13 protein-coding genes and 1 pseudogene are annotated in these 21,507 nt (G+C 59.4%); all 14 read left to right on the top strand.

All coding sequences use genetic code 11. From position 1 onward, the window contains the following. The first annotated feature begins 274 nt into the window (after positions 1 to 274). The 14 genes and pseudogenes from AC50YL_RS05370 (at position 275) to AC50YL_RS05305 (ending at position 21,484) form a co-directional block, all read left to right on the top strand. A complete protein-coding gene (locus AC50YL_RS05370; RefSeq protein WP_494829977.1) occupies positions 275 to 1,114 on the top strand; it encodes a metallophosphoesterase family protein in 840 nt (279 codons plus the stop codon). Positions 1,115 to 1,131: 17 nt separating this feature from the next. Continuing rightward, positions 1,132 to 1,869, top strand: coding sequence for a glycerol-3-phosphate responsive antiterminator (locus tag AC50YL_RS05365; protein ID WP_494829975.1), 738 nt, complete (start codon positions 1,132 to 1,134; stop codon positions 1,867 to 1,869). Between the two features lie 169 nt (positions 1,870 to 2,038). Continuing rightward, complete coding sequence (locus AC50YL_RS05360) at positions 2,039 to 3,421, top strand: ABC transporter substrate-binding protein (protein WP_494829973.1); 1,383 nt, start codon at positions 2,039 to 2,041, stop codon at positions 3,419 to 3,421. A gap of 162 nt (positions 3,422 to 3,583) precedes the next feature. Continuing rightward, positions 3,584 to 4,498 (top strand): HAD family hydrolase, encoded by a 915-nt coding sequence (locus tag AC50YL_RS05355; RefSeq protein WP_494829971.1) that lies wholly within the window; start codon positions 3,584 to 3,586, stop codon positions 4,496 to 4,498. Then, positions 4,452 to 5,522 (top strand): ABC transporter ATP-binding protein, encoded by a 1,071-nt coding sequence (locus AC50YL_RS05350; RefSeq protein ID WP_494829969.1) that lies wholly within the window; start codon positions 4,452 to 4,454, stop codon positions 5,520 to 5,522. The genes AC50YL_RS05355 and AC50YL_RS05350 overlap by 47 nt, the downstream gene beginning before the upstream one ends. Position 5,523: 1 nt before the next feature. Beyond that, positions 5,524 to 6,396 carry a carbohydrate ABC transporter permease gene (locus tag AC50YL_RS05345; RefSeq protein ID WP_494829967.1) on the top strand — a complete coding sequence of 291 codons (873 nt, stop codon included), beginning with the start codon at positions 5,524 to 5,526 and terminating at the stop codon, positions 6,394 to 6,396. Positions 6,397 to 6,495: 99 nt separating this feature from the next. Next, positions 6,496 to 7,329 carry a carbohydrate ABC transporter permease gene (locus tag AC50YL_RS05340; RefSeq protein ID WP_494831158.1) on the top strand — a complete coding sequence of 278 codons (834 nt, stop codon included), beginning with the start codon at positions 6,496 to 6,498 and terminating at the stop codon, positions 7,327 to 7,329. A gap of 26 nt (positions 7,330 to 7,355) precedes the next feature. After that, positions 7,356 to 8,096 carry a glycerophosphodiester phosphodiesterase gene (locus AC50YL_RS05335; protein ID WP_494829965.1) on the top strand — a complete coding sequence of 247 codons (741 nt, stop codon included), beginning with the start codon at positions 7,356 to 7,358 and terminating at the stop codon, positions 8,094 to 8,096. Positions 8,097 to 8,514: 418 nt separating this feature from the next. Further along, positions 8,515 to 9,519: a LysM peptidoglycan-binding domain-containing protein gene (locus tag AC50YL_RS05330; RefSeq protein ID WP_494829963.1), complete on the top strand. Its 1,005-nt coding sequence runs from the start codon at positions 8,515 to 8,517 to the stop codon at positions 9,517 to 9,519. Between the two features lie 293 nt (positions 9,520 to 9,812). Next, positions 9,813 to 15,140, top strand: coding sequence for an SGBP N-terminal domain-containing protein (locus tag AC50YL_RS05325; RefSeq protein ID WP_494829961.1), 5,328 nt, complete (start codon positions 9,813 to 9,815; stop codon positions 15,138 to 15,140). Positions 15,141 to 15,385: 245 nt separating this feature from the next. Continuing rightward, a complete protein-coding gene (locus tag AC50YL_RS05320) occupies positions 15,386 to 16,534 on the top strand; it encodes a response regulator (RefSeq protein WP_494829959.1) in 1,149 nt (382 codons plus the stop codon). A gap of 83 nt (positions 16,535 to 16,617) precedes the next feature. Next, a pseudogene (locus AC50YL_RS05315) lies at positions 16,618 to 16,746 on the top strand (carbohydrate ABC transporter permease); the annotation flags it as partial. Between the two features lie 401 nt (positions 16,747 to 17,147). Next, the gene (locus AC50YL_RS05310; protein ID WP_161744474.1) at positions 17,148 to 17,432 is read left to right on the top strand and encodes a hypothetical protein; all 285 of its coding nucleotides are present in this window, start codon (positions 17,148 to 17,150) and stop codon (positions 17,430 to 17,432) included. Between the two features lie 536 nt (positions 17,433 to 17,968). Next, entirely contained in the window at positions 17,969 to 21,484 is a 3,516-nt protein-coding gene (locus AC50YL_RS05305) for a PA14 domain-containing protein (RefSeq protein ID WP_494829957.1), read from the top strand. The last annotated feature ends 23 nt before the right edge of the window (positions 21,485 to 21,507 follow it).

Here is a 21,507-nt window from a genome sequence, read left to right as displayed (position 1 = left end):
GAGCTAACAGCTGGAGGTGCAGTTCAACAAGGGACTGCTGCCTTTGTTGATGTTTCGCGGGCATGCGGGCGACGGTCAAGGCCGCGTGGACAGCGAGGACTTTCTCCTAAACAGGTTGGCATGATGTTTTCGCTTGAAAGCCGCTGCGGTCGTGTTTCTTCGTTTTCATAAACCTTTACAAAAATACCTTACCGGCTTAATGGACAAGCAATACTCGCTCGCTAGCATGAGGGTGGTAGTTGAAAAATTGGGTATTTCCAGGAGGAGAGAAGCAATGAGATTGGTTCTGATGGGCGACTTGCATTATCACGAGATCGATGCGACGATTCCGGGGTTGCCGGAGGCTAGGACTGCTTTCTACCACACCTTGCTGGAACGATTTCTGAACACGGACGCCGATTTGCATATATCGCTTGGAGACCTGACGAATTTCGGTTCGCCCTCGGAGCTGCAGGAAGTGTACGAGCTGCTGCGGCGCGAGGAACGGACGTTCGTCCATGTGCTGGGCAATCATGACGTCTACTCGCAGACGCGCCGGCAGGTGCTGGCCATTACGGGACAGCAGCGCTACCGGGCGATCGACACGGACGAGGCGATGCTGGTCTTTCTGGATACGGCCAGAGAGATGGACACCGCCGACTGGAGCGGCTGGATCGACGAGGAGCAGCTGCAATGGCTGGAAGCCATGGTGGAGCAATCCGGCACGAAGCCGCTGCTCGTCTTCGGCCATCATCCCGTCTATCAGACCACGGCCCGATCCGAGATGGACAAAGGCTCGATTCATCCGAGCATCGACATGTGGCGCATTCTGGACCGCAAACAGGGGACGGGCGTGTATTTCAACGGCCATACGCACGTGAATTCGATCGTCGCCCGGAAGAACTGGACCTTCGTGCAGCTCGCCGCCTGTCTGGACGAGCCTGGCTTTCGCATCGTGGAGCTGGAAGGCGAGCGGATCCGAATCACGCCGGTGGATCTGATGGACGAAGCCATGCTGGCGTATGCGGCCACGATGCATCTGCATATGTCTCATTTCCGCCATAATCCGAACGCCCGCGGACTGGACGCAGACCGTCAATCCGAGATTCGCTTGACGACTGCGGCACAGCCTTGATGACGGAGGGAAAAGGAATGAAGCGCGCCGCGAGCCATGCCGCTTTCCTGGAAGGCCTCGCCGCGCACAGAATGATCGCATCGATCAAGGACCCGAGGCATATCGAGACCGCCTTGTCGCTGCGCGGCCAATTAAGCGGGGTCTTCCTGTTAACCGGGCACATCGGCGTCTTGAAGGGGTACGTGGACGTGTTCAAGGCGCATCAGCTGCCGGTCTTCCTGCATCTGGAGAAGATCGGGGGCCTCAGCACGGACAATTACGGCCTGGATTATCTCGCGAAGGTCATCAAGCCGACCGGCATCATCTCGACGAAAACCAACGTGGTGAAAACCGCGAAGAAGCTGGGCTTGGTCACCGTCCAGCGGTTCTTCCTCGTCGATAGCGAAGGCTTGGACAATATCGCGAAGAGCATCTGCCAGAGCGAGCCGGACATCATCGAGGTCATGCCCGCGCGCATCCCCGACATGATCGACAAGGTGAAGGCGTTCGCCTCGGTGCCGATCATTACCGGCGGTTTGCTCTACGAGCAGAGTCAGGCGGAGGAGTGTCTGAGGCACGGGGCGGCCGCGATCTCGACGTCGAAGCCCGAGCTGTGGCGATGCGCGGGACCCGCGCCGGTCAGGGCCGATGGCCGGAAGGCGGGCGCGGCGCCTTCCGCCGCGCGTCATCGGAAGACGCTTCCGATGGCGCAGATCGGATGCGGGCTGGCCGCGCTCTTCGAATATTCATACAATCTTTGCAACCAGATAACATAGATTTAACGAACGCCTGCTATGATTCGTTATGAAAAGTAAATAGCGAACGGTTGGAGTATTGGAGAAACCTTATCCGCTCGAGGACATGCCTTGTCCTCGGCAGGATTAAGGTTTCTTTTTTTGCGCCCCCGGTCGTATCCCAGGATAAGAAAAGGTGGAGGATTAGGGAATGGTTAAGAAGCTTACTGCAGTGACGGCGGTTGCAATGCTGATGACGGGGGTGCTCTCGGCTTGCGGAGCGAGCGGCACGAACACGAACGACGCGGCGGCGGACACGAATGCCAACGCCGGCACGAACGCTGGCGCCAATACGGACAACGCCACGGCCGGAGGCGAGGCGAAGCCCGCGGATGCCGATGCCTCCAAGAAGATCGTCATCAAATACTGGTACGCGTTCGGGGACAAAATCGAAGAAGCGAAGCTCCATATGGTCGATACCTTCAATAAATCGCAGGACAAAATCGAAGTGGTCGCCGAGCACCAAGGCAACTACGACGACCTTCACGCCAAAGTGCAAGCGGCTTTCGCGGCCGGAGACGCGCCCGCGGTAACCGATCTCGAGATCTCGTCCACCGGCGTGTTCGCCCACTCCGGCATGTTGGAAGAGCTGACGACGTACGCGGAGCGGGACAAGGAGCAGCTGCAGCTGGACGATTTCAATCCGGGCCTGATGGGCAATGCTTACGTGGACAGCAAGCTGTACGGCCTTCCGTTCATGCGCAGCACCCCGATCCTGTACAAGAACGTCACGATGCTCAAGGATGCCGGACTCGACCCGGCCGGGCCGAAGACATGGGACGAGCTGGAGGAATATTCCCGCGTCCTGAAGGGGAAGGGCAAAGTCGGCATGACCGTGCCGGCCGATATCTGGTACTACGAAGGCCTCGTTGCCCAAAGCGGCGGCCAAATGCTGAGCGAAGACGGCAAATCGGCGGCGTTCAATTCGCCTGAAGGCGTGGCGCCGGTCGAGTTCTGGAAGAAGCTGTCCAGCGAAGGGCTGATCAAGATCCCGATGGGCGACGAAGCGGGACCGACCGCGGACAAAGACTGGGCCAACCAGTTGTCGGCTTTCAAATTCGGCTCGACGGCCGGCGTAACCGGAAGCCTGGAGATCGCCAAGGGCAACGGCTTTGAGATGGATACGGCGTTCATGCCGTCGAACGTCAGCTACGGCGTGCCGACCGGCGGCTGTCAATTGGTCATCACGTCGAAGAGCAGCGACGAAGAGAAGGAAGCGGCCTGGGAATTCCTCAAATGGATGACGTCGAAGGAAAACACAATTTACCAGCATAAGCATGTCGGATACCTGCCGACCCGTATCTCTGCCGTGGAGAGCGACGAGCTGAAGGCGCATTTTGCCGAGTTCCCGCAATTCAAAGTCGCCGTGGACCAGCTGGAGTTCGCCAGACCGCGCCCGATGGAGAACGCGTATCCGGAAGTGGCGAAGATCATCAAGGAAGCCATCGAAAAGGCGATTCTCGATCCGAAGGTGTCGCCGCAGGATTCGCTCAACCAAGCCGCGGAGAAAGCCAATAAGCTGCTGAGCAAATAAACGCGGCACCCGCGTCTGCAGCCTGGGCTGCCATCGCGCGGCCGGGCTTGTCCCTCCTGTTTACTCTATATCTACTGCGGCAATTGCTGAAGCTACGGAGGAGCCTTTCGCTTGGGCGGAAGTCTTCTCCTTCTTATCCTAAGAGCGGAGAGGTACCACCTTATGTACAACGAGAATTGGCTGTCTGCGATCAAAGTCGTGATATTCGATATGGACGGAACGCTCTACCAGGAGGATACGTTCCTGGAGCGGTATATCCGGTATCTGCTGGAAGGAACGGAGCACGAAGCGGCGACCGACACGGCCATGCGCCTCGGAAGAGCGATTCTCGCAGGCGAGCATGCCATCGGGTTCGGCCATTTCTATCATATGCGGGATGACGTGGGACTGGTGCTGGAGGGCGAGCGTTTCGTCCGGGGCTTTACCTGGGAAGGGGCAGCGATCGAGGAGGGGGCCCTACGCGAATACGGCGCGTTCTCCTCGCAAGCGCTTCATCTGATTCCGATCGGCGACCCTTGGGGAGTCGTGACGGCGCTCGGCCGCAAATACCGGCTGCCCGAGTCCAAGTTAAGATCGGCATTCGACCGGGTCCGCAAGGAGATGCTCCTTCCCCCGTATCGATTCGAGCGCCATGGCAAGCTGTTCGAGGCCATTGAAGCCCTTGGCGCGGTCGAGAAGAAAATCCTCTTGACCAACACCCATCTCGAGTCGGGCATCGCGTTCATGAGCTATATGGGAATTCGCCATTTGTTCGGCGATGTGGTCTGCGGCGCGAATAAGCCTGCCGGGCTTCACGCGTATTTCAACGCGCTGCTTGCGCAAGGCTACCAAGCGCACGAGATATTGTCGATCGGGGATAACCCGTGGAATGACCTGCATCCGGCCAAGAAGCTGGGAGGCAGAACGTGCATGATCTCCCCTTATCCGAGCGGCGACCCGGAGGTCTGGGATATGAGGCTGCGCCATCTGGACGAATTGGAGCAGCTCATGCGCGCGTTGCAGGAATCCATTACAAGGAGGAACATAGCGGATGGCCAAGATCGAGCTGAAGCATATCAGCAAGAAGTTCAAGGATGAGACCGTCATCGAGGATCTCAACCTGACCATCAAGGACGGATCGTTTACCGTGCTCGTCGGCCCGTCGGGCTGCGGCAAATCCACGACGCTGCGCATGGTGGCGGGGCTGGAGAAGCAGACGGGCGGCGAGATCTGGATCGACGACGAATGCGTGAACGACACGCCGCCGGGGCTGCGGGACGTCGCGATGGTGTTTCAGAATTACGCCTTGTACCCGACCATGAGCGTGCGCGGCAATATCGAATTCGGTCTCAAGAACAGAGGCATCGCGAAGAGCGAGCGCGAGAAGCTGATCGCGGATATCTCCGAGATCGTCGGCTTGACGCCGCATCTGAACAAGAAGCCGCAGAACCTCTCCGGCGGACAGCGCCAGCGGGTAGCGCTCGCCCGGGCGATGGTGAAGCAGCCGAAGGTGTTCATTCTCGACGAGCCCTTGTCCAACCTGGACGCCAAGCTGCGCAACCAGATGCGGACCGAGCTCATTCAGCTGCACAAGCGCCTTGGCACCACCTTCGTCTACGTGACGCATGATCAGGTCGAAGCGATGTCGATGGGCGACGAGATCGTCGTCATGAACAAGGGCGTCATCCAGCAGGCGGATACGCCGATGAAGCTCTATCACGATCCGGCCAACCGGTTCACCGCGGAGTTCATCGGGACGCCGGCCATGAACATGATGAACGGGCAGGATCTGCAGGGGATGGAGATCCGGTCGGCCGCCGCCGTCGGCCATGTCGGATTCCGTCCGGAGCAGGCGCTTATCGGCGCGGGCGCGGATGTCGAAGGGTACGAGATCGAAGGCGAGATTCTGACCCGGGAGAGCCTCGGGGCGGAGAATATCTATCAGATCCAGTCCCGGACCGGCGTTTTCTTCGTGAAAACCTTCCTTGCGCCGCTCGAGACGGCCGCCCGCGTGAAGGTGACGGTTCCGTACGGCCATCTCTATTATTTCGGGCTGAACGGGGAACGGCTGCGCGGCGTCGAGGGCAGCTCGAAGCGCCTGGCGGCGGCTGGGGGCAGATAATATGCGCACTTGGGAAAAGCTGCGTCCGTACAGCATGGTCGCGCCGGCGATTATCGTGTTCTCGCTGTTCTTCATCTATCCGATCTTCTACATGATCTACCTAAGCCTATTCGACTGGAATTTCGTCAGCCCGACCAAGACCTTCGTGGGCATCCAGAACTTCAAAGACCTGCTGACGGACCCGGATTTCCGGCAGGTCCTCACCAATACCTCGATCTATACGCTGCTCACGGTGACGCTCACGACCGGACTCGCGCTGTTGCTCGCGCTGTGGCTGAATCGCAAAAGCTTCTTCCACGGGTTCGTGCAAGGCGCGATCTTCAGTCCGCATATCATCTCGCTCGTGTCCATCTCGCTGCTGTGGAGCTGGTTGATGGATCCCGAATACGGGCTGCTGAACTGGGTGATCGGACTCGCGGGCTTCGGCAAGCTGGAATGGCTGTCCCATCCGAGCACGTCGCTCGTCTCGCTCGTGATCGTGGCCGTCTGGAAGGGGCTCGGCTACAATACGCTGGTGTTCATCGCGGGGCTGCAGAGCATTCCGCCGGACATCTACGAAGCGGCTTCCCTGGACCGTTCCAAGCCGTGGACGACCTTCTCGAAGCTGATTCTGCCCATGCTGTCGCCGTCGATATTCTTCCTGGTGATCATCAACATGATCGGGTCGTTCCAGGTGTTCGAGACGATCGCGATCATGACGCAGGGCGGACCGGTCAATTCCACCAATACGCTCGTCTATTACATCTATGAATACGGATTCCGGTTCTTCAAGATCGGCTATGCCTCCGCGGCCGGGGTTATCCTGCTGGTCATCGTCGGGATCCTCACGATCATCTACTTCAAGCTGTTGTCGAATCGCGTTCATTACCGTTAGGAAGAGGTGAAGCTCTTGGAAACCGTAGACAATACGATCGGCAAAATCGGAACCGCCGCCGCAGGCAGCCAGCGGAGCTATGTGCGTACCCGCAAAGCGATGATCCGGCAAACGATAACCGCCATTCTGCGCGTCATCAACGTGGCCTGCCTGCTGGCGCTGGTGCTGGTCTTCGCGCTGCCGTTCATCTGGATGGTCTCCACTTCGCTCAAGACGTTGCCGGAGACGATGATTTTCCCGCCGCGGTGGATTCCGACCGATCCCGTCTGGCAAAATTACGCGGACGCCTGGAACACGGGGCCGTTCCTGCAGTATTTCACGAACAGCATCATCATCGCGGGGGGCATCCTGATCCTGCAGATGCTGACCATCATTCCGGCCGCGTACGCGTTTGCCCGGTACCGGTTCGCGGGCTCGAGCTTCCTGTTCGGCATCGTCATGGTCACGCTCATGATTCCGGCCCAACTGATCTTCCTGCCCGTGTACCTGGAGCTGAGCGCTTTCAAGCTGCTGAATACGCATCTTGGCCTGATCCTGCCCTTCGCGTCCAGCGCCTTCGGCATCTTCATGCTGCGGCAGGCGTTCATGCAAATCTCGGACGAGCTGATCGAAGCGGCGCGCCTGGATCAGGCGGCCGAATGGAAGATCATCCTGCGGATCATGGTGCCGTTGGTGAAGCCGGTGCTCGTTACTTTCGCGTTGTTCAGCTTCATCGCCCATTGGAACGATTACTTCTGGCCGCTCGTCATGACGACCAACGAGACGGCGAGAACGCTGCCGCTCGGCATCGCCAAGATCCGGGAAGTCGAAGGCGTCGCGACCTGGAATGTCCTCATGGCCGGCAACCTGATTCTGGTCACGCCGATCCTGATCGTCTTCTTCTTGTCGCAGCGGCAGATCATCAAGGCTTTCGTGTATAACGGCGTAAAATAAGAGCATGAGAAGGGATGAATGAAATCATGGTAACGATCGTAGCACACCGCGGATGTTCGGGCGTCGCGCCCGAGAATACGATGGCGGCGTTCAAGCTGGCGCTCGGCGAGCCGGATATCGCGATCATCGAGCTGGACGTGCACCTGTCCAAAGACGGCGTGCCCGTCGTCATTCACGATCATACGCTGGACCGGACGACGAGCGGCTCGGGCTTGGTCCAGGCGCATACGCTGGAAGAGCTGCGCGAATTGGATGCGGGCAGCAAGTTCGCGCCCGAATTCGCATCAGAGCGGATTCCGACGCTCGAGGACGTGCTGGAGCTCGCGAAAGGACGCTGCAAGCTGCATGTGGAGCTGAAGATGCTGGGCAACGAGTATGCGGGGATCGAGGAGAAGGTCATCTCGCTCATTCAGCGGCATGGCATGCAGGAGGAGGTCGTGCTCTCGTCCTTCAATCACGACTCCATGAAGCGGGCGCACGAGTTGGATGCCACGATCGCGACGGGCCTCATCTTCCTCGGCAAGCCGACGCTGCTCGCGGAGCAGCTTCGTTATACGGGTGCCACGAGCGTGTCGATGCATTATGCGTTCATGACGCCCGAGCTGGCGGACGAGATGGCTGGCCTGGGGATCGATCTGGGCGTCTGGACGGTGGACGAGCCGGAGGTGCTGGCGCGGATCATCAAGGAGTATCCGGGAATGCGGATTACGACGAATTATCCGGACCGGATCCTGCGGATCGTGTGGGGCGATGGGGTCAGAGCTTAGGTTCGAGACTAGAGTACGAGGCTTAGATAAGATTCGAAATGAAACCGTAATTGCCGGCAAGCCGGTTCTATTCCTAGAATAGGACCGGCTTTTATGTGGTTGAGCGACGGCAGCCGGGATATCGAACGCCTGAGCGCTGCGAACTGCGGGATAAAATACCGAAAATATACTACTTTAGGATAATAATAGAACAATCAATGGCGTAATGCATAATACCCGATAGTGGTATTCGGAGCGGTTCTAAAGCACCTCATGAAGACGAGTGCTCGCCATGCGCTCCTACTACCGGCTCAATTATCCGCCCGACCTGCCGGATTAAAAGGATTTATGCCGAATGATGACGAATCCTCTCAGCCGCAATTTATTCCGGCAGAAGGTGTGATCAACGGTGGGCAGGCAGACGAAGTGGGTCTTTTGTATGGTGATGGTATTGTTCGTATTGGCGAGTTATCCGAGGATTTCGCACGCGGGGGAAAACAAAGAAAGCTTCATCAGCGTCTCGTACGACATCAAGCCGGGGGAAACGCTGTACGCCATCTCCAAAAAGTTTTATTTGACCGGCGATTACGAGCAGGTCGCGCGGTTGAACGGATTGAATCCGAAGGCGAGCCTGAAGGCGGGGACGACGCTCAAGCTGTCGAATCCGCTGGTGATGGATCAATACACGGTCAAATCCGGCGATACGTTGTTCGCGATCACCAATCGCTATTTCAGCCGCGACCATTATATGAGCGCGCTGATGGCTTATAATCGGATCTCGGACCCGAACACGGGCTTGAAGCTGGGCATGGCGCTTCGCGTGCCGCTTCCGTCGGGGGAAGGCAGGCATACCGTGCTTAAGGGCGACACCTTGTACAGCCTGTCCGCGCGGTACTTCAAGGCGCAGGACTATCGGGGGGCGATCGCCGAGTCCAACGGCCTTCCGCCCGCGGGCTCGATCAAAGCGGGACAAGTCCTGCGAATTCCGAATCCGTATTATTACGCGACCGGAGGCGGCGCGGCAGCTCCAGCGGCGCCAGTCACGGTCGCGGCGCCAACCAAGGTGTATGCCATCGAGATCGACATCAAGCAAAACAAGCTGTACGTGTCAGCCGGCGGGAAGGTCGAGAAAAGCTTCGCCATCGCGAGCGGCAGGCAGGGGCTGACGCCGATCGGCAGCTTCGAGATCATCACGAAGATCAAGAATCCGTGGTATTCGGCCAAGGGCATTCCCGGCGGCGACCCGAAGAATCCGCTGGGCAGCCGCTGGCTGGGGCTTAGCGTCCCGAATACCGAGGGCACGACTTACGGCATCCATGGCACGAATGCGCCGACGTCGATCGGCAAGAGCGTCAGCGCCGGCTGCATCCGGATGAACAACGCGGACGCCGAGTGGTTGTTCGACACGGTTCCGACGGGAACGAAGGTCAAGATTCATGCCTGAGGAGGCGAACCACGGAGCTAGCTTATCGACCGATTACGAAAAACCGCGACAGCCTTACGCTGCGCGGTTTTTTGACGTTTATTTGTAACGCGGTGCCGGGTGTATTCGCACGGCTGCCCCGGCAACCGCTCCCATTGAGCGCCTCCCGCAGCTGCCGCGCGGTTTTCGCGTATTCCGGCCGCGTTTTTCATTATTCTTTTATTCACCTTCGGTAGACTTGGCTAAGGAGGGCTGTCTATTCAGCCCCTATGTCGACGGCGCTTGAACGAATAACGCCAAGAGGAGGAAGAAACATGCGCAAGACGAGCCATAAAATCATGCTGCTGCTGCTGGCGGGGACGGTCGCTTTCGGCACGATGACCGGAGGGCTGTCCGGCGGCGGGCGCGCTTATGCGGCATCGTCCGATTTTCCGGGCTCCGGCACGTCCGCGGATCCATACCTGATCGCCACCGCGGATCAGCTGAACAAGGTTCGGGACGAGTATTTGGCCGCGGGACTTCACTATAAGCTGATTGCCGATATCGATTTGAGTGGGTACGCGGCAGGAACGGGCTGGATGCCGATCGGGAATCAAGACGAGGCTTTCTACGGCCAGATGGACGGCAACGGCTTTACGATCGCCGGGTTGACGATCGATGCGAGCGAGAACGAATATGTCGGCTTATTCGGCTACCTGGAAGTTGGGAGCGCATTGACGAACATGAAGATCGCCGATGTGTCGCTGACCGGCAATCAATTCGTAGGCGGCTTGGCCGGATACAACAACGGCGGGCAGATCAGCGGCAGCGCCGTTTCGGGTACCGTCATTGGCACCTACAACGCGGGCGGCCTGATCGGCTACAACGCCGACGGCGCGATCAGCGACAGCCGCGCTTCGGCGAGCGTCACCGGGAATTCCGCCATCGGCGGGCTGCTCGGACATTCGAGCGGGGAGGACGGGGCGATCAGCGACAGCTACGCGACGGGGAACGTGACCGGCAATAGCGGCGGCGACAGCGTCGGCGGGCTTGTCGGATACAAAGGAGGAGGCACGATCGACCGCAGCCATGCTTCGGGGAAGGTGAGCGGGAAGAAAAAAACAGGCGGACTGGTCGGCGACGAGGATTCGGTATTTATTCATGACAGCTATGCTACGGGCGACGTGAGCGGCAATACGGATATCGGCGGACTGGTCGGAAGCGGTTCCGGCGGCGGGGAGATCGTCGGCAGCCGCGCGTCGGGCAAGGTCGGCGGCAGACAGGCCGTCGGCGGCCTGATCGGACGGAACTACGGCGTTGCGATCAGTGCCAGCCATGCGTCCGGAGACGTGGTCGGGGGCAATAACGGTACTGGTATCGGCGGTTTGATCGGCGATCTTCTCGGCGGAACGGTGACGGACAGCTATGCATCCGGGACCGTGAGCGGAGCTAGCGGCGTTGGCGGCTTGATCGCTTATAACGAGTCGTCCGACATCATTCGCGGCTATGCCTTGGGGGATGTTAATGGGAATGACACTAGCATGGATATCGGCGGGTTGGTCGGAATCAACAAGGGCCTGATCGTCGGCAGCTTCGCGGTCGGGGCGGTATCCGGCGGCCAGAGCGCTTTTCATCTCGGCGGTTTGATCGGCGACAACTTCGGTCCGGTCAGTGCGAGCTTCGCTTCCGGAGCGGTGACCGGAGGCGACGAGAGCGGCGCCGTCGGCGGCCTGGTCGGCAATAGCAACGGCGCGATAAGCGCGAGCTACGCCTCGGGCGATGTCACCGGCAGCTATTATATCGGCGGTCTGGCCGGGTATCATGGCAGCGAGCCCGTCACCGACAGTTATGCCTCGGGCAGCGTGAAGGGCATCCAAAGCGTAGGCGGCCTGTTGGGCTATAACTTCGACCAGACGATCGGCAATAGTTATGCATCGGGCGCGGTAAGCGCGGCGGAAAGCGATAATTCGGGCGGTTTGATCGCGTATTCTTCGGGCACGGCGGTCAACAGCTTCTACGACGCGAATACGACCGGACAGTCGGTATCGTCAGGAGGCGACGGCAAAACGACCGCCGAGCTGCAGACGCAGGGCACCTATGAAGCAGATGTCCCGCATGCGTGGGACTTTGCCGCGATCTGGGCAATGGATGCGGCGCATAACGGCGGGTACCCTTATCTGCGGCGAAGCCAGGCGTACGTGGATTATGACGGGAACGGCAGTGACGGCGGGACTGTCCCGGCAAGCCGGTCGTTCGTCGCGGGGGGAGCGGCGATCGCGGCACCTGGTCCAGGGGATTTGGTCAAAGCGGGCTATGGGTTCTATGGCTGGAACACGCAAGCGGATGGCGGCGGGACGACCTATAGGCCGGGCGAGACGTTCGTCATCTCCGGCAATACCGTCCTGTACGCAAATTGGATCCATCCGAGCACGGACGCGACGCTGACTTCCGCAATCGGTACCGTCAGCGTCGGCGGAACCCCGGACGAGCGCATCACGGACGTTCCTTACGGGACGGCATTGGCCGCGTTCGCAGGGGGGATCACGCCGGCAGCGGGCGCGGAGTTCGCGATTTGCGAGGCGGACGGCACGACGCCGGCAACGGAGCTGGCGACCGGCGTGAAGGTGATCGTTACCGCGCAGGACGGAGCGACGCAGGTGACCTATACCGTGAACGTTGCGGGGAACAGCGCCAAGGCGATTACGGGATTCAGTTTGGCGGCGCAAACGGGTTGGGCGGTCATCGACGGAGCCGCGCGCACGGTCGCGATCGAAGTCGGCTACGGCACGGACGCGAGCAGCTTGACCGCCGCGTTCGCGTTATCCGCCGGCGCTTCGGCGAAGGTCGGCACGGCGACGCAGGCGAGCGGCGTGACCGTGAATGATTTTACGGGTCCGGTCAGCTATGAGGTGACGGCGGCGGACGGCAGCGCGCAGCGCTGGACGGTGACCGTCACCGTTGTCGCCAGCAGCGAGAAAGACATGACGGGCTTCGGCTTCGCGGCGCAAACCGGTCCAGCCACGATCGATGCGGCCGCGCATACGGTGACGATCGAAGTAGCGGCGGGAACGTCCCGAAACGGCTTGGTGGCGACGTTCGCGCTGTCCCCGGGCGCTTCGGCGAAGGTCGGCGCCGTGACGCAAGCGAGCGGCACGACCGCCAACAACTTCGGGAGTCCGGTCACTTATGCCGTGAAGGCGGCGGACGGGAGCACGCAGAATTGGAGAGTGACCGTGACGGTTGCCTTGAGCGGCGCGAAGGCGATCACGGCGTTCAGCCTGGCGGCGCAAACTGGCCCCGCTGCGATCGATGCGGTCGCGCATGCGGTGGCGATCGAGGTCGCGAACGATACTTCCCTTAGCAGCTTGAGAGCATCGTTCACGCTTTCCCCGGGAGCGTCGGCGAAGGTCGGCGCAGCGAATCAAGCGAGCGGCGTAACGGTAAATAATTTTACGAATCCGGTCGCCTACACGGTGAGGGCGGCGGATGGCAGCACGCAGAATTGGATCGTCACGGTAACGGTCGCGGCGAGCAGCGCGAAGGCGATCGCGGCGTTCGGCCTGGCGGCACAAACCGGTGCGGCTACGATCGATGCAACCGCGCATACGGTCGGGGTTGAAGTGACGAACGGAACGGACGTCAGCAGTTTGGTTGCAACGTTTATGTTATCCGCCGGCGCAACGGCGAAGGTGGGCACGGTGGATCAGGTAAGCGGCGTGACCGCGAATGATTTCACGAGTCCGGTCAGCTATATGGTAACGGCGGCGGACGGGAGCACGCAGAGCTGGATCGTCACGGTGACGATCGCGGCGAGCAGCGCGAAGGCGATCACGGCGTTCAGCCTGGCGGAACAAACCGGGGTGGCGACGATTGATGCAATCGCACATGCAGTCTCGGTTGAGGTGGCGAACGGTACGGACTTGAGCAGCCTGGTCGCAACATTCGCGCTGTCCGCCGGTGCCTCGGCGAAGGTGGACACGGTGGATCAGGTGAGCGGCGTGACCGCGAATGATTTCGCAAGTCCGGTCAGCTACACGATTAGGGCAGCGGATGGCAGCATGCAGAGCTGGACCGTCACGGTAATGGTCGCGGCGAGCAGCGCGAAAGCAATCACGGCGTTCAGCCTGGCGGAACAAACCGGGGTGGCTGTGATCAATGCGGCCGCGCATACAGTCTCGGTTGAGGTGGCGAACGGTACAGACGCGAGCAGCCTGGTGGCAACGTTCGCGCTGTCCGTCGGCGCCACGGCGAAGGTGGGTACGGTGGATCAAGTAAGCGGCGTGACCGCGAATGATTTCATGAGTCCGGTCAGTTATACGGTTACGGCGGCGGACGGGAGCACGCAGAGCTGGACCGTCACGGTGACGGTCGCGGCGAGCAGCGCGGCTACGCTGACTTCGACGATCGGAACCGTGAGCACGGGAGGAATAGCGAACGAGACGATCACGAACATTCCGAATGGCACGACGTTGGCGGCATTGAAAGCCGCGATTACGCCGGCGGCGGGCGCGACGTTCGACGTCTATGACGCGGACGGCATAACGGCGGCGACCGTGCTGGCGACCGGCAAGAAGGTCATCGTCACCGCTGAGGACGGCGTGACGAAAGTAACGTACACCGTAACGGTGGATGCGCCGCCCGTAAGCGGAGGCGGAGGCTCGGCTCCTTCGACCGACGACAAATTCGAATCGACAAATGGCAAGCTTACGATTCCGGCCGGCCATGCGGGCACGGTCAGCTTGGACGACGAAGTCATCGTCACGATCCCGGCGAATGCGGCGGAGCGGGATATCTTCGTCACGATCGATAAGCTGAGGAATCCGCAATCGCTCCTGTCTGGCAACGAAGCGCCGGTCAGCGGAATATTCGAGATCACGAAGAACTTCACGGGGAATTTCGCGCATCCCGTCACGATATCCATCTTGTTCGATCCCGCGAGACTCAAGCCCGGCCAAACGCCCGCCGTCTTCTACTACGACGAAGCCAAGAAAAGCTGGATCGAGATTGCAGGCAGCGCCGTCAACGGCAATCGTGTTACCGTGTCGGTGGATCATTTCGCGACATTCGCCGTTTTCGCTGCCGGTCAGCCTACTGACGCGCCTGCGGACGAACCTGCGATCGAGCTTAGCGACATCGCCGGACATTGGGCCGAGGCCGCGATCAAGCAAGCCGCCGCCGGCGGCATCGTCTCGGGTTACCCGGATGGAACGTTCCGGCCGAACCATGCCGTGACGCGCGCGGAATTCGCGGTCATGCTGATGCATGCGCTGAAGCCGCTGCCCGCAGCCGCGGGACCTGCACGGGCTTTCGTCGACGACGGCCAGATCGCAGCTTGGGCGAAGGAAGCCATCGCGCAAGCGGCGCAGGCCGGGATCATCAGCGGCTATGCAGACGGCAGTTTCCGCCCGAACGCCGCGATCACCCGCGCCGAGATGGCGGTCATGCTGGCGAGAGCGCTGGGTTTGGCGCCGGATGCCAACGCGATGACCGGCTTCGCGGATGACGGCGACATCCCGCAATGGGCGTATGCCGCCATCGCGGAGACACGCAAGCTCGGCTTGATCGAGGGCACGGAGACCAACGCGTTCCGCCCTCTTGCCTTGGCAACGCGAGCGGAGGCGGCCGTGATGCTGCTGCGCATGCTGGCGTTGAAGAGCGAGTAATTCGCAGTCGAACAGGGGTTGCCCCGAAGCAGGTCGAACGAACGGGCTGACGGATCCCCCTTTTCGGATCCGGCCCGGCTGAGGGAATTCAAGCAAGGTGCGCCCCGCGACGCGCGTCCTAACGGCGCGCCCAGGCAAACCGCCAGATGCGGCGGGCATCCGGTTAAGGCCTGCTTCTGTTTAAGCATTTATGCTGCATTTACGGAAAAGCAAGTGGACGACGAAGCGATGGAGGCGAAGGCGGCATGAACGTGATTCTGGTGGACGATGAGCCGGCCATGCATCTGATATTGACTAAAATGCTGGGCAAGCTGCCCGGCATTCGCGTGCGGGGCGCTTTTGCGGACACGTCGTCGGCGACCGCTTTTCTAAGTGAGAACGCCGACATCGGCCTCGCGTTCGTGGACATCTCGATGAAGGGCGAGAACGGTTTGGCATTCGCCGCCCGGATAGAGCGCGCCGGTTATCCGCTGCATATCGTGTTCGTTACGTCCCACAAGGATTACGCCCTGGATGCATTTGAATTGTCGGCTCTAGATTATCTGGTCAAGCCGGTCTCCCAAGAGCGGCTGCAGCGGACGGTGAATCGCGTGCTGGCCGTCCGGGGGGATTCGAGTCGCACCCAGCTGACGGAGACGGCGGGCACTCTGGCGGATCGCTTCGAGATTCTCGCACTGGGGGACGTCGCGGCGAGCAGCGGTTCAGTCCGCGTCAAGTGGATCTCGCGCAAATGCACGGAATTGTTCGCCTACCTGCTGCTTCATCACGGTCGGCGCATCCCGCGCTCGAGACTGATCGCGGATATATTCGGCGGCATGAATCAATCCAACGCGGAGAGCTATCTGAATACGACCGTGTATCAGCTGCGCAAATCGCTGGAACCGCTCGGCATGCGCGAAACGGTGCGTTCGGAGAACGACGGCTACGCGCTGGAGCTGAATCACGCCGCGATCGATTACGTGGATTTCGCGCGGCAGGCGGAGCATTTGAAGACCATCGATGCCGGCAATGTCGACGCCGCGCTGCGGATCGAACGGCTGTATGCGGGCGATCTGTTCGGCGACAAGGCCTATGTCTGGGCCGCGAGCGCGACGGAACGGTACGCGAGGATCTACGAGTCCTTCTCGCTCAAGCTGGCCGCCGCGCTGATGGCCATGCGGGATTCGTCCGCGGCGTCCAAGCTGCTGCTTAAGTTGAACGTGCGCAATCCGCTCGAGGAATCCGTCCTGTGTCTGCTGATGAAGCTGCGGGCGCAGGCCGGGGACAAGAAAGGCTTGGCCGTGCTCTACGCCGATTACGTCCGGCTGCTCGTACGCGAGCTCGGCATTCGGCCTTCGGAAGAATTAATGCGTCTGTACGACGACTTGGCAAGCGGTACGGCGCAGGAAGGCTAGCGCAACGCGGTTCGAACAAGCGATTGATCGTCTGCCCCCGATTTCTCGCGTGCGTTTTTGCACGATGGAAGGACACCGGCGACATCGCCATCCTGAACGAGATCAACGACCGCACGACGAAGTCGGCGCAGATCTTCCTCGCCGAGCTGCCGATCTTGAGCGTGTACCCGTTCCTGCAAAAGTACTTCGTGCTCGGGAGCGTGAAGGGGTAGGCAGCGCGGGGAATCGATCGTTATCCCTGCCAATGGGTGAATGAGCGAAAAAGCGGGACGGCATGTCCCGCTTTTTTGGCGTTGCCGTGGGACGGGAGGCCGGTTCCGGACGCATGCGAAGCGCTCGCGCCGCATCTCCGGGGCGTCGTCTCCGATAAATGTGCATTGCCAAATCCATGTCAATCGTGGTAGTGTGGGGGTTGGGCTGCGGAACTTTGCGACGCGCAGGCTTTAAGGCGGAACCTATTTATGTATGCGGTGTATACAATACAAAGAATAGCATTACAATAATCCTATACGATATTGTAAAAAGGTTCCTTTTTATCGGTGTAATGGATTGCAAGCTTAATCGTGACTATAACATGAAACCTAGGGGTGATTCTCTGAGAAAGCACAAGCCAATGCCATTCGACGAGCTGCTGAAGGAATTGCAAGGACAGAAGACGGCGCAGGAAGATCCGAATCACGTTCCGCTCGGCCAGTTGTTTAACGACGCGTTCATGGGGAAGTATTCCAACATGAACAGCTTCGCGGAGTTCGTGGAGAAGGGCAACTTCAAGATCGAGACGCGCGAGGACATCGGGAACATTCCCGACGAGCTGTTCGACCGGCACGTTGCCCGGGAGACGAAGTTCGCGGATTGGAAAGCGATGCTGGAAACGGCGACCAAGGAATTGAGCAAGTAAAGGAAGTCGCGCTGCGGATAGCCGGGCGGGATTCAGGGATTTTCCTGAATCCCGCCCGGCTATTTTTTTGCGATCGTTTTTGATGCCGGCGCGCGATTTTGAGTCGCGGCAGGACGCGGAATGACAACCTCCGGCGCATTGCGATTTATATGTCAGCTTTTGCGTTCTGAATTATATTTACGTTTTATTAACAATCAAGGCCTGCCAGAGTCTTCCATGACTTTGGTAGGCCTTTTCGAACAGGGCGTTCGCCGTCGATCGCGCATGAACCGCTTCCAAGTCATAAAGAAGGGCCATTCGAGGATTTTCGCGCGACACGGGCCGATCTACCTACGGGAGACTGCATTTTTACAGATATATACACCGCCTCCAATTTACGATGGCCGGCCGCGGAAAGTGCTTAAAACCATTTATAGATATAAGCCAATTTGTTTACAAAGGATTTAACTTCCGTTGACACTCCATGAATTGAACCCCCCATTGTACAGGCTTATATTAGGTCAGTGAAATTAGTAATAGTAGGAGGGAATGCAAGAGTGAAAAGGAGTGTCAAGCTGACAAACCGCTTGCTCGTAGTCGTAATGCTTTGGACGTCGGTGTTTGCCGCCGCAGGTTATTTCGTGGTGCAGCATGCCAATGCCCGAACGGCCGCTACGAACGTTTTTGCGGCAGCCGGCGTAACCGCGACCGCCAATGGGTACGTGTCGGACGAATTCGCGCCGGCCCACGCCATCGACGGAAGCATGAATAGCGGCAAATGGGTGTTCGAAGGCGACAAAGGGTTGCCTACGCCGGAGAATCCGTATTGGCTCAAAATCGATGCCGGCTCGGAAGTCACCGTGCAGCAGTTCGTACTGGCTCATGCCGGTGCAGGAGACGAGCAGGCGCAATATAATACGAAGGACTTCACGATCGAGACAAGTACAGACGACGTGAACTACGCGCCGGTCGTGACCGTAACGGGCAACACGGAAGGCACGACGACGCATGATCTCGAATCGCCGGTCAAGGCGAGGTACTTCAAGCTCAACATTACGAATCCCGGCGACGCGGACCCCGTGACCGGCTTCTATTCGGCCCATATCTACGAGTTCCAGGCCATTGGCTTCGCGCAGGAACAACCCGATGCGACGGACGCCGCTGCCGATGCGGCTGCCGCGGCCGGCAACGTGCACGGTTTGCTCGGCGAGTATTACTTGAACCAAGGTCCTGACAAGAACTTCGCGTTCGGCGAGTATAAAGGCACGACGGTCGATCCGCTGATCAACTTCCCGGATTTGAACCCGGTGCTGACGAGCTTCACGGGCGGAGAGGACGGCGCGAACGTGCGCTGGACCGGCCAAATCATGCCGCCGCAGGACGGCGACTATACGTTCTACATGACGGGCGACAACGGCTATCGCGTATGGATCAACGATCAGCTCGCCATCGACCACTGGGTAGACGATTGGGATACCGAGTATTCGAGCACCCCGATCACGCTGCAAGGCAATCATAAATACAGCTTCAAAATCGAATATTTCGAGAACTTCGGCGGCTCCCATCTGTTCCTTCGCTGGTCGGCGCCGGGCGTGACGAAAGACTTCGTGCCGAGCAACGCGTTCTACCTCCCGGCGGACTATGCGGGAGCGGGAGCAGGCGTCATCGCACAAGACGGCAAGAGCGTCTCGCTATCGATGCTCTCGGACTTGGGCGCACTGCCCGCCGAGCTCAAGGCTCACCTGACCGTGACGGCAGGCGGCCAAGCCGTTTCGGTAGATGCCGTGGAAGCGGGAGCGGATGCTTCCAGCATGACCGTAAAACTTGCGAAAGCCGTCATGCCGGGTCAGGTCGTAAACCTTGTTTACGATGGATTAGCCGGGCTGCAATTCGCGGACGGCACGGCCGTTGCGAGCTTCAAGTTCAGCCCGTCCAATTTATCCCAGGCGGGCATCTATTCGCCGATCGCGATCGCGATGTCGATCTACGGCAGCGCGAAGACGAACCGTTCCTTCGCCTGGTACACGCGATACGACAATCCGCAAAAAGCGCCGGAGAACGCGACGGACAGCATCGTCGAGATCGTTCCGGCGGACAAGGACTTCGATTTTGAGCCGAAGATTCGCGTCGAAGGCAAGCCGGAAGACACGCGAATTCTGAAGAACCTCGTCATCTCCGGCAGCACGACGGGATCGTTCATCAGCCATAAAGTGCTGGCGGAAGGCTTGACCCCGGGAACGGCGTACAAGTACCGCGTCGGCGCGGACAACAACTGGAGCGAGACGGGCAAGTTCACGACCGAGGGAGAGAACGAGAATACGTTCAACTTCTTGTACATGACCGACTCGCAAGGCTCCAACACGCAGGATTACGGCGTATGGGCCAATACGATGAAACAAGCGCTGGGCCACGTCGATAATCCGAAGTTCCTGCTCATGACCGGCGACCAGGTCGATGCGGGCGCGCAGGAAGGCCAGTGGCTGGACTACTTCGGCCAACCGCAGGACATGCTGATGAACCTGCCGATCCAGGCGGCCGTCGGCAACCACGAAGGTCCTTATAACGATAACTATTACTACCATTTCAACTATCCGAACAATTCGATCAAGGATCCGCTTCCTCCGGGCAGCGTTTATGCGTACGACTACGGCGACGCGCATATCATGATCCTCAACACGATGGATATCGGATGGGACGATCGCCAAAAGGCGGCATTCGAACAAGAGGTCGAATGGCTGAAGCATGAAGTGGCGACCACGGACAAGAAGTGGAAGGTCGTTGCCTTCCATAAAGCGATCTATTCCGTCGGCAACCATGCCATCGACAGCGACATTCTGGCATTGCGCGATAAGATGTACCCGATCTTCGACGAACTGGGCATCGACGTCGTGCTGCAAGGGCATGACCATACGTTCATGCGTTCGTTCCAAATGTACAACAACACGCCGATCAAGGACGTGCAGAAGGACGCCGAAGGCCGTGTCGTCAACCCAGGCGGTACGCTGTACATGATCAACAACTCGGCCGCTACGAAGTTCTACGACATCAAGGACGGCGTCAATAGTTTCTACGCGGATAAAATCGAGCAACCGAAAATCGCCATCTATTCCGGCGTGAGCTTCACGGAGAACAGCTTCACGATCAACTCCTTCAAATCGGGCGAAGGTACGCCGTTCGATACGTACTCCATCATGCGGGACGACGTGAAACCGGCTCCGGTTACGGGCCTGTCGGCGTCCAAGTCGGACGATGGCGGCAAACGGACGATCGCGTGGACCAAGCCGCAGGACGACGCGAACAACAAGATCCGCGGCTTCCGGATCTACGAAGCGGGCGGCAAGCTGGGCGCCAACTGGAACGTTTATGTTCCGGCGGTGGACGGCCAAGACAACTACCAATACGTCGTGGACAATGCGAACCCCGACCAAACGTATAACTTTGTCGTGAAAGCCGTCAACAAACGCGACAATTCGGATGCCGGTACCGCTGTCAGCGCAGGCAACCAGCCGGCGGCGCCTACCGCGCCGGTGATGAACGACACGCATAACACGTTCGGCTGGACCAATTCGCCGGCATATACGAAGCCGACGGATTATGAGTTCAGCGTGGACAACGGTGCGACCTGGAAGCCGGCAACGGCGAATCCGCAGCCGATCGGCGACGGCGATTTCCCTGCCGGCACCGTGCAGGTGCGCGTTGCGGCCAATGCGGCGCTCGGCATCGCTTCCGGCGCGCCGCTGGTCTCGACCAAGGCGTATACCAAGAACGACCTGGGCGACACGTTCCAGCTCTCGGGCACGATCGACCGTCAAGATCAGATCAAAGTCGAAGTAAACGTCGAATCGTTGACCGACTACAGCGAGGATGCGTTCCTGGTGTTCCAGCTGATGAAAGGCGACAGCCCGACCCCGGTCCTCATCAGCGCGGTTCCGCTGAAGCAGACGAAGATGGCGATCACGCAGTACTTTAACGAAACCGGCGCGGATTACAAGGTGAAGGTATTCGTGGTGAATCAATTCAATAGCGAGCTTAAGACGCCGGTTCAATTGGCGAAGCCGATTCTGCTTCAATAAACGGCTGGAAAGAGAGGACTGCA

The sequence above is a fragment of the Paenibacillus sp. J22P277 genome (assembly GCF_059383675.1).
This window is presented reverse-complemented; position numbering and strand designations above follow the sequence as displayed.

Excerpts from the sequence above, each read along its gene's own strand:
- AC50YL_RS05345 (WP_494829967.1), top strand. The coding sequence starts at position 5,524 with ATGCGCACTTGGGAAAAGCTGCGTCCGTACAGCATGGTCGCGCCGGCG.
- AC50YL_RS05350 (WP_494829969.1), top strand. The coding sequence starts at position 4,452 with ATGGCCAAGATCGAGCTGAAGCATATCAGCAAGAAGTTCAAGGATGAG.
- AC50YL_RS05310 (WP_161744474.1), top strand. The coding sequence starts at position 17,148 with ATGCCATTCGACGAGCTGCTGAAGGAATTGCAAGGACAGAAGACGGCG.
- AC50YL_RS05330 (WP_494829963.1), top strand. The coding sequence starts at position 8,515 with ATGGTGATGGTATTGTTCGTATTGGCGAGTTATCCGAGGATTTCGCAC.
- AC50YL_RS05335 (WP_494829965.1), top strand. The coding sequence starts at position 7,356 with ATGGTAACGATCGTAGCACACCGCGGATGTTCGGGCGTCGCGCCCGAG.
- AC50YL_RS05320 (WP_494829959.1), top strand. The coding sequence starts at position 15,386 with ATGAACGTGATTCTGGTGGACGATGAGCCGGCCATGCATCTGATATTG.
- AC50YL_RS05360 (WP_494829973.1), top strand. The coding sequence starts at position 2,039 with ATGGTTAAGAAGCTTACTGCAGTGACGGCGGTTGCAATGCTGATGACG.
- AC50YL_RS05365 (WP_494829975.1), top strand. The coding sequence starts at position 1,132 with ATGAAGCGCGCCGCGAGCCATGCCGCTTTCCTGGAAGGCCTCGCCGCG.
- AC50YL_RS05340 (WP_494831158.1), top strand. The coding sequence starts at position 6,496 with ATGATCCGGCAAACGATAACCGCCATTCTGCGCGTCATCAACGTGGCC.
- AC50YL_RS05370 (WP_494829977.1), top strand. The coding sequence starts at position 275 with ATGAGATTGGTTCTGATGGGCGACTTGCATTATCACGAGATCGATGCG.
- AC50YL_RS05355 (WP_494829971.1), top strand. The coding sequence starts at position 3,584 with ATGTACAACGAGAATTGGCTGTCTGCGATCAAAGTCGTGATATTCGAT.
- AC50YL_RS05325 (WP_494829961.1), top strand. The coding sequence starts at position 9,813 with ATGCGCAAGACGAGCCATAAAATCATGCTGCTGCTGCTGGCGGGGACG.